This is a genomic window from Sphingomonas sp., from assembly GCF_035910975.1.
Lineage (GTDB): Bacteria > Pseudomonadota > Alphaproteobacteria > Sphingomonadales > Sphingomonadaceae > Sphingomonas.
Genome location: NZ_JAMHWM010000032.1, coordinates 107,942 through 124,938 on the forward strand (window position 1 = coordinate 107,942; position 16,997 = coordinate 124,938).

General features: G+C 67.0%; 16 protein-coding genes. 8 read left to right on the top strand and 8 right to left on the bottom strand.

All coding sequences use genetic code 11. The features are described from left to right. Nucleotides 1-28 precede the first annotated feature (28 nt). Nucleotides 29-1,432 carry an amino acid permease gene (locus VYI76_RS12825; RefSeq protein ID WP_326525192.1) on the top strand — a complete coding sequence of 468 codons (1,404 nt, stop codon included), beginning with the start codon at nt 29-31 and terminating at the stop codon, nt 1,430-1,432. A 7-nt stretch (nt 1,433-1,439) separates the two neighbouring features. Here the strand turns inward: VYI76_RS12825 and VYI76_RS12830 are convergent, their stop codons facing one another. The 5 genes from VYI76_RS12830 to VYI76_RS12850 form a co-directional block, all read right to left on the bottom strand. Further along, complete coding sequence (locus VYI76_RS12830) at nt 1,440-2,054, bottom strand: hypothetical protein (protein ID WP_326525193.1); 615 nt, start codon at nt 2,052-2,054, stop codon at nt 1,440-1,442. A gap of 121 nt (nt 2,055-2,175) precedes the next feature. After that, nucleotides 2,176-2,583 carry a DUF2147 domain-containing protein gene (locus VYI76_RS12835; RefSeq protein ID WP_326525194.1) on the bottom strand — a complete coding sequence of 136 codons (408 nt, stop codon included), beginning with the start codon at nt 2,581-2,583 and terminating at the stop codon, nt 2,176-2,178. Beyond that, the gene (acnA, locus tag VYI76_RS12840) at nt 2,580-5,264 is read right to left on the bottom strand and encodes an aconitate hydratase AcnA (RefSeq protein WP_326525195.1); all 2,685 of its coding nucleotides are present in this window, start codon (nt 5,262-5,264) and stop codon (nt 2,580-2,582) included. The genes VYI76_RS12835 and acnA overlap by 4 nt, the downstream gene beginning before the upstream one ends. A 223-nt stretch (nt 5,265-5,487) precedes the next feature. Further along, the gene (locus tag VYI76_RS12845; RefSeq protein ID WP_326525196.1) at nt 5,488-6,372 is read right to left on the bottom strand and encodes a hypothetical protein; all 885 of its coding nucleotides are present in this window, start codon (nt 6,370-6,372) and stop codon (nt 5,488-5,490) included. A 60-nt stretch (nt 6,373-6,432) separates the two neighbouring features. Further along, complete coding sequence (locus VYI76_RS12850) at nt 6,433-6,951, bottom strand: GNAT family N-acetyltransferase (protein WP_326525197.1); 519 nt, start codon at nt 6,949-6,951, stop codon at nt 6,433-6,435. Between the two features lie 444 nt (nt 6,952-7,395). On the opposite strand from VYI76_RS12850, the gene VYI76_RS12855 reads away from it, so the two are divergent. The 3 genes from VYI76_RS12855 to VYI76_RS12865 all read left to right on the top strand — a co-directional run bounded on the left by VYI76_RS12855 (nt 7,396) and on the right by VYI76_RS12865 (nt 11,474). Further along, on the top strand, nt 7,396-8,229 hold the full coding sequence (locus VYI76_RS12855; protein WP_326525198.1) for a hypothetical protein: 834 nt from the start codon (nt 7,396-7,398) through the stop codon (nt 8,227-8,229). A 9-nt stretch (nt 8,230-8,238) separates the two neighbouring features. Then, nucleotides 8,239-10,599: an EAL domain-containing protein gene (locus VYI76_RS12860; protein ID WP_326525199.1), complete on the top strand. Its 2,361-nt coding sequence runs from the start codon at nt 8,239-8,241 to the stop codon at nt 10,597-10,599. A 335-nt stretch (nt 10,600-10,934) separates the two neighbouring features. Continuing rightward, entirely contained in the window at nt 10,935-11,474 is a 540-nt protein-coding gene (locus VYI76_RS12865) for a superoxide dismutase family protein (RefSeq protein ID WP_326525200.1), read from the top strand. Nucleotides 11,475-11,632: 158 nt separating this feature from the next. On the opposite strand, the gene thpR is transcribed toward VYI76_RS12865, so the two are convergent. After that, the gene (gene thpR / locus VYI76_RS12870; RefSeq protein ID WP_326525201.1) at nt 11,633-12,169 is read right to left on the bottom strand and encodes an RNA 2',3'-cyclic phosphodiesterase; all 537 of its coding nucleotides are present in this window, start codon (nt 12,167-12,169) and stop codon (nt 11,633-11,635) included. A 121-nt stretch (nt 12,170-12,290) separates the two neighbouring features. On the opposite strand from thpR, the gene VYI76_RS12875 reads away from it, so the two are divergent. Continuing rightward, nucleotides 12,291-13,022, top strand: a complete 732-nt coding sequence (locus VYI76_RS12875; RefSeq protein WP_326525202.1) for a Bax inhibitor-1/YccA family protein — start codon at nt 12,291-12,293, stop codon at nt 13,020-13,022. A 136-nt stretch (nt 13,023-13,158) separates the two neighbouring features. Next, entirely contained in the window at nt 13,159-13,440 is a 282-nt protein-coding gene (locus VYI76_RS12880; RefSeq protein ID WP_443018953.1) for a hypothetical protein, read from the top strand. 66 nt (nt 13,441-13,506) lie between these two features. Here the strand turns inward: VYI76_RS12880 and VYI76_RS12885 are convergent, their stop codons facing one another. Next, entirely contained in the window at nt 13,507-14,817 is a 1,311-nt protein-coding gene (locus tag VYI76_RS12885) for an amidohydrolase (RefSeq protein ID WP_326525203.1), read from the bottom strand. On the opposite strand from VYI76_RS12885, the gene VYI76_RS12890 reads away from it, so the two are divergent. Next, nucleotides 14,816-15,418: a hypothetical protein gene (locus tag VYI76_RS12890; RefSeq protein WP_326525204.1), complete on the top strand. Its 603-nt coding sequence runs from the start codon at nt 14,816-14,818 to the stop codon at nt 15,416-15,418. The two genes, VYI76_RS12885 and VYI76_RS12890, sit on opposite strands and share 2 nt — an antisense overlap. 112 nt (nt 15,419-15,530) lie before the next feature. On the opposite strand, the gene VYI76_RS12895 is transcribed toward VYI76_RS12890, so the two are convergent. Next, entirely contained in the window at nt 15,531-16,082 is a 552-nt protein-coding gene (locus VYI76_RS12895) for a hypothetical protein (RefSeq protein WP_326525205.1), read from the bottom strand. A gap of 349 nt (nt 16,083-16,431) precedes the next feature. On the opposite strand from VYI76_RS12895, the gene VYI76_RS12900 reads away from it, so the two are divergent. Continuing rightward, nucleotides 16,432-16,992 (top strand): CHAP domain-containing protein, encoded by a 561-nt coding sequence (locus tag VYI76_RS12900; RefSeq protein ID WP_443018954.1) that lies wholly within the window; start codon nt 16,432-16,434, stop codon nt 16,990-16,992. The last annotated feature ends 5 nt before the right edge of the window (nt 16,993-16,997 follow it).

A 16,997-nucleotide genomic window follows, 5' to 3' on the forward strand; every position in this document is an offset into this window, starting at 1 on the left:
CCTAGGCGATAAAGAGGGGGGCATCGGGATGCAGGGCAGCGGACTGTTTCGGCGCAAGGACATCGCGCCGCCGGAAGGCGAGGGGCAGCAGCTCGCCCGAACCCTGTCGTGGCCTCATCTCGTCGCGCTCGGCGTCGGCGCGATCGTCGGCACCGGCATCCTGACGCTGATCGGTGTCGGCGCCGACAAGGCCGGGCCGGCCGTCATCATGTCGTTCGTCATCGCCGGCGTGATCTGCGCCTGCGCCGCGCTCGCCTATGCCGAAATGGCGACGATGATCCCGACGTCGGGCAGCGCCTATACCTACAGCTATGCGGTGATCGGGGAAGTGATCGCCTGGGTGGTCGGGTGGAGCCTGATCCTGGAATATACGCTGGTCGTGTCGGCGGTCGCGGTCGGCTGGTCGGGTTATGCCGCGCCGTTGCTCAGCGGGTATCTGGGCGTGCCGATGAGCCTGATGCAGGGGCCGGAGCTAGGCGGTATCGTCAACCTGCCCGCGATCGGCATCATCGCGGTGGTCGCCGGGCTGCTGCTGGTCGGCACCAAGGAGAGCGCGACGCTCAACGCGCTGCTGGTGGTGGTGAAGGTGATCGCACTGATCGTCTTCGTCGCGGTCGCATTGCCCTATTTCAACCACGCCCATCTGGAGCCGTTCAGCCCGTTCGGCTTCGCCAAGTCGATGGGTCCGGACGGCGTCGAGCGCGGGGTGATGGCGGCGGCGGCGATCATCTTCTTCGCCTTCTACGGCTTCGACGCGATCGCAACGGCGGCGGAGGAGACCAAGGACCCCGGACGCGACCTGAAGATCGGGATCGTCGGATCGATGTTCATCTGCATCGCCATCTATGTCGCGGTCGCGGCGGCGGCGGTGGGGGCGATCAGCTACACGCGCTTCGCCAATTCGCCCGAGCCGCTGGCGCTGATCCTGCGCGAGCTGGGCCAGCCGGGCGCGGCGCAGTATCTCGCAGCCTCTGCGGTGATCGCGCTGCCGACGGTGATCCTGGCGTTCTTCTATGGCCAGAGCCGCATCTTTTTCGTGATGGCGCGCGACCGCATGCTGCCGTCGAGCCTTGCAAAGCTCTCGTCGCGCGGGGCGCCGGTGCGGATCACGCTGTTCACCGCCACGGTGGTCTCGCTGCTTGCCGGTTTCGTGCCGCTGGGCGAGCTTGCCGCGCTGGCGAACGCGGGCACACTGGCGGCGTTCGTCGCGGTTTCGGCCTGTATGCTCATCATGCGCCGCCGCGCGCCGGACATGGCCCGCGCCTATCGCACGCCATTGGCCTGGGTGGTGGGGCCGGTCGCGATCCTCGGCTGCCTCTACCTGTTCATCAGCCTGCCGCAGAAGACGCAGCTGTGGTTCCTGATGTGGAACGCGGCCGGGCTGGTGCTGTACTTCCTGACGATGGGAATCCGGCGGAAGGCGGAGGCGTAGGGGCTGCTCAGGCCGGCAGGATCCCCTCCCACTCCGCGCGATGATCGTCGTCATGGCCGGCCATCCCCGGCTTGGTCAGCAGCCCGCGATCATTGGGTACATGGCTCATGATCGCGCGTGCCGGGTGCTCGTGCCAGCCCAGGTTGAACGCCCAGCGGACGGGGAAGAACTCCATCGTCGCATAGGGCAGATTGTCGTGAATCCACCACGCCAGCCGCTTCCAGTCGCCGGGCTGGTCGAAACGGCTGGCGAAGCTCGGCACGACGATGCTCGCCGCCGCGCCCATGTGGCCCTTCGCGTCGCGCCGGTCCCAGATGTGATAGGCGTAGTTCCGCTCGTTGGGCGCGCAATTGTAATTCTTCGAATGGCCGAGCGCGTTGACCTCCGCCGAGCGATAGGCGGATCGGATCGCGATCCGGCCGAACGCGTCCTGCAAAGGCTCCAGCAGTTCCTCGCATAGCCGGGTGCCCGCCGCGATCGCCAGGTCGGGATCGTCGGGGACGTTCGACAGGCCGTGGACCGCGGCGATATCCGAATAGAGGAAGTCGCGCATGAAGAAGGACCTGGACAGCTGTACGCGGCCAAGCTCGGTCAGCGCGGCGACCGTCTGGGGCTTCCTCACCTGATCCTGCCTCCCCTTCGTTCCGGGTCGGGGGCATAGCATCGGGAAGATGAGGAATTCGAGTGGCTTGCGTCGCGGAGCCGGGGCGGCTCGTCCTGAACCGGGACGTGTTCCAGGCTATTCAACGTGTCCGCTGCCAGACCTGCGTGCGGCAGAAGGGGCCGAAACACCCCTTCACCTTGAGCGTCGCGCCCGTTGCCGCCAGTTCGGAGCGATAGGTCCGCCCGCTTTCGGGGTCATAGATATGGCCGGCCCAGCGATCGTCCTTCGCGGTGAAGCCGGTCAGGATCGAGAGCCCTTCGATCGGCCGCGTGCGCATCGCCGGATCGGGATTGTTTGCATCGACCACCGGACCGCCGGGGCGTGGCTTGAGCACCCGCGAGATCTGCCCGCAGAGCTGCGCGCCGCAGGGCGCGATCTCGACGATCGCCTTGCCCTCCGCCGTCAGCCAGCGGCCGGTCACCGGGGCGGGCGTCGCCGCCGCCGCGCCCGCCGCAGCGAGCAGGGCGGCGGCGACCAGCCACCTCACGCCGCGAGCTTGCGCAGCACGTACTGGAGGATGCCGCCGTTCAGGAAATACTCCAGCTCGTTGACGGTATCGATCCGGCAGCGGGTCTGGAACGTCTCGACCGTGCCGTCGGCGCGGGTCAGCGTCACCTCGACGTCCTGGCGCGGGCGCAGGTCGGCGACCTTCATGATGGTGAAGGTCTCGTCGCCGGTCAGGCCGAGCGTCTCGCGGGTGACGCCATCGGCGAACTGCAGCGGCAGCACGCCCATGCCGACCAGGTTGGAGCGGTGGATCCGCTCGAAGCTCTCGGTGATGACGGCGCGGACGCCGAGCAGGTTGGTGCCCTTCGCGGCCCAGTCGCGCGACGAGCCGGTGCCATATTCCTTGCCTGCCACGACGACCAGCGGGGTGCCATCAGCCTTGTGGCGCATCGCCGCGTCATAGATCGGCATGACCTCGCCGTCGTAACGACTCATGCCGCCCTCGATGCCGGGCACCATCTCGTTCTTGATGCGGATGTTGGCGAAGGTGCCGCGCACCATCACGTGGTCGTTGCCGCGCCGCGCGCCATAGCTGTTGAAGTCCGCCTTCGACACTTGGCGTTCCATCAGCCAGGCGCCCGCCGGGCTGTCGGCCTTGATGCTGCCGGCCGGCGAGATGTGATCGGTGGTGATCGAATCGCCCAGGATCGCCAGCGGCTTGGCCTCGACGATGTCGGCGACCGGCGCCGGCGTCATCGCCAGCCCCTCGAAATAGGGCGGGTTGGCGATGTAGGTGGAGGCGGCGGGCCAGCCGTAGGTGTCCGAACCCTCGACGGCGATCTTCTGCCAATGCGCGTCGCCGCGATAGACGTTGCCGTAGCGAGCCTTGAACATGTCCGAATTGACGTTGGCGTCGATCGTGGCGCGCACTTCGTCGTTTGTGGGCCAGATATCGGCGAGGAACACGTCCTGCCCGTCCGAGCCCTGACCGATCGCGCAATCGGTCATGTCCTCGGTCACCGTGCCTTTCAGCGCATAGGCGACGACCAACGGCGGCGAGGCTAGGAAGTTGGCGCGCACGTCGGCGGAAACGCGGCCTTCGAAATTGCGGTTGCCCGACAGGACGGACGCGGCGACGATATCGTTGGCGTTGATCGCGTTCGAGATCGGCTCCGCCAGCGGCCCCGAATTGCCGATGCAGGTGGTGCAGCCATAGCCGACCAGGTTGAAGCCCATCGCATCGAGATCCGCGGTCAGCCCCGCCTTGTCGAGATAGTCGGTGACGACCTGCGAGCCGGGCGCCAGCGAGGTCTTGACCCAGGGTTTCGGCTTGAGGCCCTTTGCGCGCGCCTTGCGGGCGACCAGGCCGGCGGCGATCAGCACCGAGGGGTTAGAGGTGTTGGTGCAGCTGGTGATCGCGGCGATTACTACGTCGCCGTCGCCGATGTCGTGGTCGCGGCCCTCTACGGGGACACGCTCCGCCCGCTCCTTCTTGTAGACCTTGAACAGGTCGCCGTTGAACACTTCGTCGACCTTGCCGAGCGACACGCGGTCCTGCGGGCGCTTCGGGCCGGCGAGCGAGGCGACGACATCGCCCATGTCGAGCTCCAGCGTATCGGTGAAGACAGGATCGGCCATGCCATCGAGCCGCCACATGCCCTGCGCGCGGCAATAGGCCTCGACCAGCGCGATTTCATCATCCGGACGGCCCGACAGGCGCAGATAGTCCATCGTGCGTTCATCGATCGGGAAGAAGCCGCAGGTCGCGCCATATTCGGGCGCCATGTTGGCGATCGTCGCGCGATCGGCCAGCGACATTTCCGCCAGGCCGGGGCCGTAGAATTCGACGAAGCGGCCGACCACGCCCTTGGCGCGCAGCATCTGGGTGACCGTCAGCACCAGATCGGTCGCGGTGATGCCTTCGTTCAGCTTGCCGGTCAGCTTGAAGCCGACCACTTCGGGGATCAGCATCGACACCGGCTGGCCGAGCATCGCGGCCTCCGCCTCGATCCCGCCGACGCCCCAGCCGAGCACGCCGAGGCCATTGATCATCGTGGTGTGGCTGTCGGTGCCGACCAAAGTGTCGGGATAGGCGATCGCACGCCCGTCGCCATGATCGCCGCTGGCATCCGAAGACCACACGCCGCGACCGATATATTCCAGATTGACCTGGTGGCAGATGCCCGTCCCCGGCGGCACCACCGAGAAATTGGCGAGCGCCTTCGATCCCCATTTCAAGAATTCATAGCGTTCGATGTTGCGGCTGTATTCGAGCGCGACGTTCTCCTCGAACGCCTTTGGCGTGCCGAATTCGTCGACCATCACCGAGTGATCGATGACGAGGTGGACGGGCACCTGCGGATTGATCTTCTGCGCGTCGCCGCCCAGTTTCGTGATCGCGTCGCGCATCGCCGCCAGATCGACGACGCAGGGGACGCCGGTGAAATCCTGCATCAGCACGCGCGCCGGGCGATACTGGATCTCGCGATCCGAACGCGCATCCTTCTGCCAGTCGATGATCGCCTGCACGTCCTCGACGGTGACGGTCTTGCCGTCCTCGAAACGGAGCATGTTTTCCAGCAGCACCTTCATGCTGAACGGCAGGCGGCTGATGTCGCCATATTTCTCGGCAGCGGCCGCGAGCGAGAAATAATCATAGGCCTTGCCGTCCACGTCGAGCGTGGCGCGAGTCTTCAGCGTATCATGGCCGATGGCAGTCATGGAGCGAGCGGTCCTTCCCTGTTCAGGCCCGGCAGGCGGCAGGGGAGGCGGCGGTTAAGGCCGCGCGGCGCGCGAGGGGGCGGTGGCGATTTCGCGGGCGCGATAGCAGGGGCGGGGGGGATGGGGAAGGGGTGGGAGGGCGGGCGAGATGCTCGCGGCCCAACGCTCACGTGTCGCGACCGTCAAATCTGTCCCGCTTGTTCAAAATGCCCCGTCGCGACCATCAAGCGAACAGTTGGCGAAGGCGCCGCGCGAGCGATTTGCGCGGTTCAGCCTGCCGGAGGCTTTCCAACGTGGGATAATCAACGTCCCAGGCAAGTGCCGACTCCGAAGGCTTCTTTTCTCCCTCATGTGTCAGGGCATATACTTCCGCCTGAATAAGAATAATGCGATAGGTCTTTATATTATAATAATCTACAATAAATCTCTCAAATACCCCGGCGGCTACAGAGTCTGGTTCACGATTTTCATTCAATGGAAATATGATGCGATGGCAATAATATCCTAAATCAGCATATTCCGAAGGTTCAACGCGGATAGACCTGACATCTTCCACCAAAACTTGAATAAAAGAACAAAATGAGTCGAAGCAAGTTCGATATATGATGCAATCGGGATTGCGCCATTCAGCTTCTGGTCGCTTGTCGTTCCTGACCACCTGTAGGCTTGTGATAAACCTGCTCCAGTTTATCTCAAAAAATGTCGGAGCGGCGATAGGGCTGTCCCAGGGAGCCTTCCTTCTCGACCGCGCTCTGATTTGATCGAACAACGGCTGAAAAGAGGGTGGGATTCTCACCGGACCTTCGCGCCAGTCCAGAATGCGGGTGATAAGGGCAATGTTGGGATCATCCGCCATATCGGATAGCAAAGAGCGGACAAACTCCGAGCGTTTCCAGCGATGCTCCTCTTCGTGCATCAGGCGGGAATTCCTGATCTGTAACCAGACAAAAAGGAACCCGAGGCTGGTAACGGTAGCCGAAAGAATCGAACCCGTTATCGACGCAAAGGCGGATGGATCACGGACAATGTGGCCGAAGCAGTCGCCGATGACGGAAAGGTCGCAGACAGAAGATAATTTTTCAGTGCCGGCCGCAGTATGCGTCGTCATACGGACCCCATGTTCCAATAGCCCATGTCCCTGGAAGCCGTTGCCCAGAAAACACGGCGCCTAGAGGATTGTTTTGGAAAAGACGTGAGACGTCGTGGCAAAGCCATGTCGTTCGAAGAAATGGTGGGCGCGGGTGTTCCCAAGGCCGCTTTCAAGGAAGATCCATTGAACGCCCCCGCGTTCCCGCACTCGGCGTTCGACTTCTTCGAGCAGGCGTGAACCGATCCGTTGCGATCGCCGCGCGGGATCGACAGCCATGTCTTCGAGAACCGCGAATCGCCGACGGCTGGTTTCTTCCCAGGCGAGGACGACCATGCCGGCGATTTCGCCCTGACCGTCGAGGGCTATGAGCAGATCGCGGTCATCGTCCAGATCGAGGAAGTCCTTTTCATAAAGGCCCGCCAGATCGCTTGCCCAGACCTTGCCGTCCGGACTGAGGCCGGTTTGGATTTCGCCGTGGCTGATGTAACGGGGATCGGCGCCGATCACGCGACCGGCAAATGCCGCCGCCGCCTTCGCGACCGCGCGAGACTTGTCCCACTTGAACGTAAGCTCGGAATCTGCAGGCAGGTCGGGCACGGATCGGCTCCTTGAAAGCTGGCTTTCGCATCCCGGCGGGCGGCACCAGTGGCGCGGCACAGTAAGGCGAACGAGGATGGCGGCTCAACCATCAATAACGCGGTGATGTGATGAGAATGCTTCGCTGCGGCGCCGCGGGAGAACATGGCGGCGGGCGGCGTGGCTTATGTCGAGCGTTGCGCAGGTCTTCGCCGCGCCTGGGCCAGGGGCGCGATCGCGGTCGTGGCGGCCCGCTCTTCCTGTCCATGCAGGCAGGCGCCGCTTGAGATTGAAAGTCGGCGCCCACGAAGCCGCCCGGGTGTTCCCCCCGTGCGACGACAGATTGCGTCGGTGCGTCCGGGAGCTTGTGACAGCCGGGGTGTTCCCAAAATGTTCTTTCCTACATGCCCCGGCCTGTATATCTGGGCTGCCTCGTTTCGATGATCGGAGAGAGGCGGCATGGTGGTGAAGACGGTTCCGCGCCGGTGGACGGCGGATACGACCACGGCATTCGCGCTGGCGCTGGAGGCCAGCGGCAATGTGCGCGAGGCGTGCGAGCGGATCGGGCGCGATCCGGGGACGGCGCACCAGCGGCGGCGGGTGGATGCCGACCTGGATGCGCGGTGGGAAGCGGCGCTGACGGCGTATCAGCACGCCTGGCAGGCGCGGGCCGGGGCGGCGGCGGACGCGCGGGCCGACCGGCTGGCGATGAAGCGCCACGACGGCTGGTCGCCGCTGCGCCGCCGCGCTTTCCTGCGCGCGTTGACCGAGACCGCCGATGTGCGCGAGGCGTGCCAGAGGGTGCGGATTTCGCAGACGTCGGCGCATAACCTGCGCAAGGCCGATCCCGAATTCGCCGGCGCGTGGGATGCCGCGATGGACCGCGCCGCGCCGATGCTGGAACAGGTGGCGTGGGAGCGCGCGGTGGAGGGATGGGAGGAACCCATCGTCGTGCGGGGCGAGGTGGTGGGCAGCCGGCGGCGCTATTCGGACACGCTGTTGCGGACCCTGCTGCTGCGCGAGCGGCACAAGCCGGTGCCGGCGGGCGCACCGGGGCTGGCCGAGCTGAAGCGCCGCGCGCAGGAGGCCGCGCGCGCGGCGGGCGGCGGATATTTCGATCACGGGAGCGCGCAACGGACCGACGCGCTGTTGCGCAGGAATCTCGACGGACTTGCCAAGCGGCTGAGGGCGGGGGCCGCCGCTAACGGCGAGCCGTCGCCGGAATGGTTGCCATGTGACCAGGACGAACGAGCGACGCGGCGACGACCGCAGAAGGCTTCGTTAACCAAGTTGCGCTAGCGCGGGCGGGTGAAGTGGTTTCCAGCCCGCATTGCAGCCTCCGCGCCGGCTTCCGGGCCGGCCTCCGCGACCGGGGCGGCGCCCGAACGGGCGCGGCGCATATCCGCGCGCAACATCCTGATGTGGGCGACGATCGCCGCGATGGTGATCGGCGCCCTGGGCCTGGCACAGCCGCTGGAGGATGCGCTGGCCGCGCTGCGCAACAAGGCGCGGTTGCAGAGCCCGTCGGGCCAGATCGTGGTGGTCGGCGTCGATGACCGCAGCCTGGAGGAACTGGGATCCTGGCCGTGGCCGCGCCAGCGCCATGCCGAGATCGTCGATCGGCTGAAGGCGGCCGGGGCGAAGCGCATCTTCTTCGACGTGTCGTTCGCGACGACGACGACCAAAGCGGCCGACGACGCCCTGGCCGCCGCGCTGAAACGCGCGGGCAACGTCGAACTGGCCGCGATGCAGGCGCGCGATCCGACCACGGGCGAGCGCCGCTTCAAGTTGCCGCGCCCGGAATTCCGCGCGCATGCCGGCACCGTCAGCGTCGCCGCCAACTATGGCAGTGCCTTTGCGGTGCGCACGATGACCTATGCCACCGACATGTCGGGCGAGATCGCGCCATCGATGTCCGCGCTGCTGGCGAACCATCCCGGCCCGCCCGACGAGACCTTTGCGATCGACTATGCGATCAGCCCGATGCGCGTGCCGCACGTCAGTGCGCTCGACGTGTTGGGGCGAAACTTCGATGCGAGCACGGTGCGCGGGCGCGATGTGGTGATCGGCGCGACCTCGACGGAAATGGGCGACGTCTATTACCTGCCCGGATTCGGCCAGATGAACGGCGTGTTCGTCAACGTGGTGGCGGCCGAGACGCTGATGGCGGGGCGTGGCGGGCACCTCGGCTGGCTGATCCCGGCGATCATGGCGATGCTGCTGTCCGCGCTGCACCTGTTCGCGCGCAACCGCTGGCTGGGCCGCGCGGCGCTGGCCGCCGGCATCTTCGGCGTGACCCTGTTGCCGCTGATCGCCGAACAGCGGGGCGTTGCCTATGACGTGTTCCCGTCGCTGGTGCTGGTGGCGGGCAGCGCGATCGCCTGGGCATGGTCGAACTTCCGGCGATCGTACAAGGTGCGCGGCGACATCAACGCGGTGTCAGGCCTGCCCAACCTGAATGCGCTGCGCGGCGAGACGCCGGTGCCCGGCGCGGTGGTGGCGGCGGCGCGGGTGCGCAACTTCGCCGAGATCAGTTCCGCCCTGCCACCGCAGGACGAACGCGCGCTGGTCGAACAGATCGTCGGGCGGCTGGCGCTGGGCGCGCGCGGCGCGCGCATCTTCCAGGGGGACGAGGGCGTGTTCGTGTGGACCACGGCGCCCGAGGTGGCCGGTCCCGACCAGCTCGACGCGCTGCACGCGCTGTTCCGCAGCCCTGCGCTGGTCGACGGACGGCCGATCGACCTGTCGGTGACGCTGGGGATCGATGCCGATGACAGCCGCAGCCTGGCCAACCGCATCGGCGCGACGCTGGTGGCGGCGGACGAGGCGGCGGGCGAGGGGCTGCGATGGAAGGCCTATGACCCCGCCAAGCTGGCCGACGCCGAATGGAAGCTGTCGCTGCTCGGACGGCTCGACGCGGCGATCGACACGGGCGAGATCTGGGTCGCGTACCAGCCGCAGATCGACATCGCGAGCGGCCGCATCACCGGGGCCGAGGCGCTGGTGCGCTGGTCGCACCCTGAGAAGGGCGAGGTCAGCCCGATGGAATTCGTGCTGGCCGCCGAACAGCACAACCGCATCGACAAGCTTACCGCCTTCGTGCTGGGCGACGCGATCAAGGCGGCGGCGGCGTTCCACGCGCGCGGGATCGTGTTCGACGTCGCGGTCAACATCTCCGCGCGGTTGCTGGAGAAGCCCGGCCTGGTGCCGCTGGTTCGCGACCTGTTGGCCGACTCGGGCCTGCCGACGGAGCGACTCACGCTGGAAGTCACCGAATCGGCGGCGCTGACGAGCGGCCGGCAATCGATTCGCACGCTGGAAGAGATCGGCTCGCTGGGCATCAACGTGTCGATCGACGACTATGGCACCGGCTTCTCGACGCTCGAATATTTCAAGAAGATTCCGGCCACCGAAGTGAAGATCGACAAGAGCTTCGTCGCGTCGATCGACCGCAACGCCAGCGACCGGCTGATGGTGCGATCGACGATAGAATTGGCGCATTCGCTGGGCCGCAGCGTTGTGGCGGAAGGCGTCGAGACCAGCGAAATCCTTGCCGAACTGGCGACCCTGGGATGCGACAAGGCGCAGGGGTATCTGATCGGGCGCCCGATGAAGCTGATCAACCTGAGCCGCATGGTCGCCGAAGGGAAGCATGCGTGGGCGGCATGATGGTTACCAACTTGTAAATACTGTCCTGTTCCGGTACATGTGTCTGGGCGTGCCGTCCTGCGGCGGTGCGTCCTGGACACAGGGGAGCAGACATGAAGAAGAATCAGCGCCCGGTGCGCGGTTTCTGGGACTGGGTAATGACCGGTAACTGGGACGGCGGCCAAGGCAACACGGGTGTGAACGGCTAAACCGTTCTTACCAAAGCCTTAATTCTAAGAGCCCCGGTTTCGGCCGGGGCTTTTTTCTTGCCTCGCGGAGACGTGCGGACGGGTTGCCGGAACCGCCCGCGTGCCCGATCATTGGCCGCACGAACCATAGCGAAGAGGGTGACGGACATGATTCGGAATTTGGCGGCGGCGACGGCCCTGGTGTTGCTGACGGCGGGATGCGCGACCAGCGACGGGCCGAGCGCGACCGATGCGGCGGCGACCCCGCCGGGCGGCGCCAGCGCGACGCTGCGCACCGCCGACGGCACCGAGGTGGGCCGCGTCGTCGCCACCGAGACGGGCCAAGGCATCCGCATCGCGCTCGACGTATCGGGCCTGGCGCCCGGCGTGCGCGGCGCCCACGTCCACACCATCGGCCGATGTGACGCGCCCGATTTCGCGAGTGCCGGGGCACACTGGAACCCGACGTCGCGCCAGCACGGCACCCAGAACCCGGCGGGGCCGCACGGCGGCGACCTGCCCAACCTGACGGTCGCGGCCGACGGGCGCGGTACGCTGACCGGCACGCTGCCGTCGGGCACCATGGCGGGGCTGCTCGATGCCGATGGCGCGGCGTTCGTCGTCCATGCCGGGCCGGACGACATGAAGACCGATCCGTCGGGCAATTCGGGCGGCCGCGTCGCCTGCGGCGTGTTCCAGGCGGGGTGAGGTCGGCTCGGGGGCGTGCCGGGCCAGATCGGCATGCTCCCGTCACCGTTCGGGCCGGGCTTGTCGAAACGCGGCTCTTCTTCACACCTTCAGGCATGTGGCGGCGAGGAAGGGCACCCCTTCGACAGGCTCAGGGGGAACCGGTGTGTTCGGGTCGATCAACCCGACAGGCGAAAGCGCGCGACAGGCTCGTAACTCGCGCCGCCGCTGCCGAGGTGGCTTTCGTAGAGCAGGAAATGGTCGAGCGTGAACGCCGAGCTTGCCAGCATCGCCTGATCGGCGAGGAAACGATCGACGCCGGCGGCATCGCGGCCGAGCCGGGCGAGGGTGACGTGCGGCAGATAGGCGCGCCCTTCGGGTTCCAGCCCGGCGCGGACCAGCGCATGGTCGATCTTTCGGTGAAGCGCGGCGATCGCGTCGCGCGGGGTGACGCCGGCCCACACGGCGTTCGGCCATGGGCCGCTGTCGAACCGCCCGACGCCCTCGATCGCCAGCGTGACGGGCGGGGCGTGTAGCCCCTCCAGCGCGGCGGCGATGTCTTCCGCGAGATGCGACGCCACCGGGCCGATGTAGCGCAGCGTGATGTGGAGTTGCGCATCGTCCTGCCACCGGGCGCCGGCGATGCCGCCCATCGCGGCGATCAGGCGCGCGCGGACGTCTGCTGGCGGGCGCAGGGCGACGAACAGGCGGTGCATGCGAGGTCCCTACGCGGCGCGGCGGGACGAGGCGAGGCCGGTTTTGCTTGAAAAATTAACGCCCGACCGCGATATTCCGTCTCATCCGGCAGAACGGCCGGGCAAAGGAGCTGTCAGGAAAATGGCAAATTGGTCTGATCCCCGGACGACAGGTGCGAATTTCGCACATGCCGCCGCCGGTACGCGCGACGCCGCGTACGACGCGGGGCTGCGGTCCTACATGCTGTCGATCTACAACTACATGGCCTCGGGCGTGCTGCTGACCGGCATCGTCGCGCTGGCCTTCGCCTATTCGGGCATCGCCGCGCAGGTGATGGCCACCCCGCTGCGCTGGGTCATCGCGCTGTCGCCGCTGGCGTTCGTGATGGTGATGAGCTTTGGCATGCATCGCCTGTCCACCGCGGCGCTGCAGGGCCTGTTCTGGGCCTTCGCGACGGTGATGGGCCTGTCGATGTCGGCGATTTTCCTGGTCTATACCGGGCCGTCGATCGCGATCACCTTCTTCTCGACCGCGGTCGCCTTCCTGTCGCTGAGCCTCTACGGCTATACGACCAAGCGCGACCTGTCGGGTTTCGGCACCTTCCTTATCATGGGTCTGGTTGGCCTGATCGTCGCGATGCTGGCGAACCTGTTCTTCCAGTCGCCGGCGCTCAACCTGGCGATCAGCGCGATCGGCGTGCTGATCTTCGCGGGCCTCACCGCCTATGACACGCAGCGGATCAAGGGGCTGTACTTCCAGGTGGCTGGCACCGACATGATGGGCAAGGCCGTCATCATGGGCGCGCTGTCGCTGTATCTCGACTTCGTCAACATGTTCCAGTTCCTGCTGTCGTTCCTGGGCAACCGCGAATAACGAACTGGAAAATGTGAGCTTTCGGGGCCCGGTGGAGAAATCCGCCGGGCCCTTTCTTTTGTGCGGCAGGCGCCGGAACGCGTCGGGCGGCCGGTCGTTCTGAACCTGCAACAAGAGAGAGGCCCGGGAGACGGCTATGACCCAGATCCAGGACATGATTGACGAAACGATGACGGCGGCGCCCGACGAGGATGCGCCCGATCGCAGCCAGCAGAAGGACGCCGGCACCGACCGGTCGATCGAAAAGCGGCTGCAGCGCAACCCCGAGAGCAAGGAAGCCCGGCTCGACCGTGCGCTCGACGAATCGATGGACGCGAGCGATCCGCCCGCATCGACCCAGCCGGTTCACAACCACGGCCCGGCGCCGTCGTCCGGCTATGACGAGGACGCCGAGAAGGCCCGCCAGCGCGACGCATAGGCGTTTCGATATCGGCCGATGGCGGCGACCGTCCGAAGGGGCGGTCGCCGTTCATGTTTCGGGCGGCTATTTCTTCAGGATGTCGAGCGCCGCCATGGTCAGCGCCTCGGCACCCGTGGCGATCACCGCTTCGGCATCGGGCGCCCAGCGCGGGCTGTGGAGCGCGGGGAGCGCGCCGCTCTTGCCGCCGTTCGTCGCCGCCCAGCGATTTGCCGGGACGCCGCCGACCCAGAACAAGGTCGACTGGATCGACTTGTCGGCCAGCCAGTAGCGGCTGAAATCCTCGCCGACCATGCCGGGGGGGACGGTGGTGACGCGATCCTGGCCGAAGCGCGCGGCGAACAGGCGGGTCAGCGCCGCCGTCTGCGGATCGGTGTTGAAGGTCGCGGGGGTCGCGTCGACGCGCGAGGTCACCACGGGCAGGCGATCCTCGGGCAGGCCGGCGGCGATCGCCTCGCCGCGGGCGATCCGCGCGATGCCGTCGAGTAGCAGCTTGCGCGTCTCCGGCGCATAGCTGCGCACGGTGAGCAGCAGCTTCGCCTGATCGGGGATGATATTGTGCGTCGCGCCGGCCTGGAAGCTGCCGACGGTCACCACGCCGGCCTCCTGCGGATCGAGCTCGCGCGCGACGAGCGTCTGGAGCGCGGTAACGATCCGCGACGCCAGCACGATCGGATCGCGCGTCAAGTGCGGCGCGGCGCCATGGCCGCCCATGCCCTTCACCGTCACGTCGACCGAATCGACGTTCGCCATGATATAGCCGTCACGTGTGCCGATCGTGCCGGCCGGCAGCGACGCGCTGTCGTGGAAGGCAATGGCGAAATCGGGCTTTGGAAAGCGCGTGTAGAGCCCGTCGTCGAGCATCGCCTTGGCGCCCGCGCCGGTTTCCTCCGCGGGCTGGAGGATCATCACCAGCGTGCCGGACCATTTGTCCTTCATGCCCGCCAGGTTGCGCGCGGTGGCGACCCAGGCGGTCATGTGGGTGTCGTGGCCGCAGGCGTGCATCACGCCGGTTTCCACCCCGTCGGCGGTGGTGACGCGCACCTTCGACGCATAGGGCAGGCCGGTGTCCTCGGTCAGCGGCAGGCCGTCCATGTCGGCGCGAATCAGCAATGTGGGGCCGGCGCCGTTCCTCAGCACCGCGACGACGCCGGTGCCGCCGACCTTTTCGGTCACGGTGAAACCCGCCTTTCTGGCCTCCGCGGCGAGCTTCGCGGCGGTCTTCACCTCCTGCATCGCGAGTTCGGGGGCGGCGTGGAGCTCGCGGTAGAGTTGCGTCAGCTGCGGCATCTGCGCGCGGGTCGCGTCGGCGACCGGATCGGCATAGGCTGGCGTGGCGAGAGCGAGCGCCGTCGAGGCGAGGAGGATGCGGATCATGGGCGATCTGTCGCGGGGCGCGGGGCCGCTGTCAAACCGGCGCGGCGTGATTGCGGGAGCGGCGGTACTGGCGCTGTGGCCGCGCGCGGCGGCGGCGCGGCGGGGCTTCGCGATCGACTGGCAGGGCGCCGCGCCGGACCCGGCGGTCGCGGCGTTCCTGGAAGGGCAGGTCCGCCTGGTCGAGGCGCTGCCGGTGTCGGGGGCGGCGATGGACTTCTTCCGCGGGCAGGTGATCCACGTCGATCGCGAGCGCGGCACCCGGACGCGCGCGGTGCCGGCGATCCACTTCGCCCGGGTGGTGCAGCCGGCAGACAATCCGGTGCTGCTGCACGAACTGGTCCATCGCTGGCAGGTCGAGCGGATGCGCGGTCCCCGCGATCCGCGGGTGGTGGCGCTGTGGGAGGCGGCGAAGGCGAGCGGGGACTGGCCGGCGCAGTCCTATATGCTGAGCAACCCGTTCGAATTCTTCGCGATGTGCGCCAGCGTGGTTCTGTACGGGCGTGCGGCCCGGCCGCCATTCACGCGCGTGGCGGTGAAGGCGACGCTGCCGGCGGTGTATGCGCTGGTGGTGGAGGAGTTCGGCGCTCGCGGGCTGGCGTAGGGTTCGGATACGCCGGGGACCGCCACGTCGTCAGACGTTGCGAGCTTTGCTCTCACCGCTGCCCGACGTGGCGACTCTTGCGATTGCTTGCGCAATCGCAGGGCGCCCGCTTTTAGTGCGCCAGGCCCATGTCGCTGACCTTCTCCACCCAATAGGGGAAGAACGCCGGCTTGCGGTTCGACCAGCCGCTGGCGGTCGCCGCGGCCTCGCTGATCGACTGAAGCAGCTTGCGGCGCAGGTCCGGGTGCAGCGTCGGCAGCGCCGCCGCCGCGCAGAAGGCGGCCGGCAGCCACGGGCGGACTTCCGCGCCGAGCAGCCGTTCGTAGAGGAAGCGATAGGCCGAGAAGGTCGGCAGGCGACCCTGGCCCAGATCGAAGGCGCTGACCGTGACGAGCGGGGCCATGAACGGCTCGACCGCGTCGAGGCCGCTGTCGTCGGGCACCAGCGCGCGCAGTTCGGGCAGGCGATCGTACATGCGGGCCTGCGCGCGGATGCTCGCCGCCTCCACCACGTCGCGGGACCAGCGGCTCATCGCGTCGTCGCGATCGAGCCCGATGTCCAGCGCACGGCGGATGTACCGCTGCGTCGCCGCCGAAAAGCCCGCGAATTCCTTCATTTCGGCCAGCGTCATCGCGCCTTCTGCCGGTTTCATGCGTGAAGTCATTATGCCCACCCCACCCAGTCGAGAACCGGATCATGCGCCCGAATGGTTAACCGTCCCCTTAACCATCCGTTCGTCCGGTGTTCATCAGTCGAACACGGAAATCGCTGCGTCGCAACACGGCATGCGATGAACCGAGTCCGGCCGCGCAATCGGCGATTCGGGTGCGGCTTTCGCGCAACAACTGCGGTGAAGCGAGGCGTTGCGGGGACGAGCCGATTGCGGTTCCGGAACCTCCATCACTTCGTCGGGATTCACCTGCGGTTCATCGCCCGGCGCTTCGCCACCGGCGCACGCCCGGCTACCCCCGCTCCATCGAAGGTTCAGACGAGACCGGGGGGTCTTACACGACATGATGGTTCGGGCGTTCGCGGCGGCTGCCGCGCTGCTTTTCTGCACGATCGCGGCCCCCAAGGCGGAAGCGCGCTTCTGGCAGTGCGCGCCCTATGCGCGGCTGATCTCCGGCGTTCAGATCTTCGGCAACGCCCATACCTGGTGGAACCAGGCGGCGAGCAAATACGCCCGTGGCAACACGCCCCGCGAAGGCGCGGTGATGTCTTTCGCATCGTCCGGTCGCATGCGGCTGGGCCATGTCGCGATGGTTTCGCGTGTCGTCAGCGACCGCGAGGTGCTGCTGACCCATGCCAACTGGTCGAACCGCGGCCGGGTCGAAACCAACGTCCGCGCGATCGACGTGTCGGCGGCGGGCGACTGGAGCCGGGTCCGCGTATGGTATGCCGGCAACGGCGATCTCGGCACCTCGACCTATCCGGTCAACGGCTTCATCTATGCCGACGACGCGCCGGCCAACACCGGCCCGCTGCCCGGCGTGACGATCGCCGCCGCATCGCCGATGCCGGTGGTGCCCAACATCCAGGCCCGCGCCGCGGCGTTCACGCTCGACCTGGAATAGGCCGG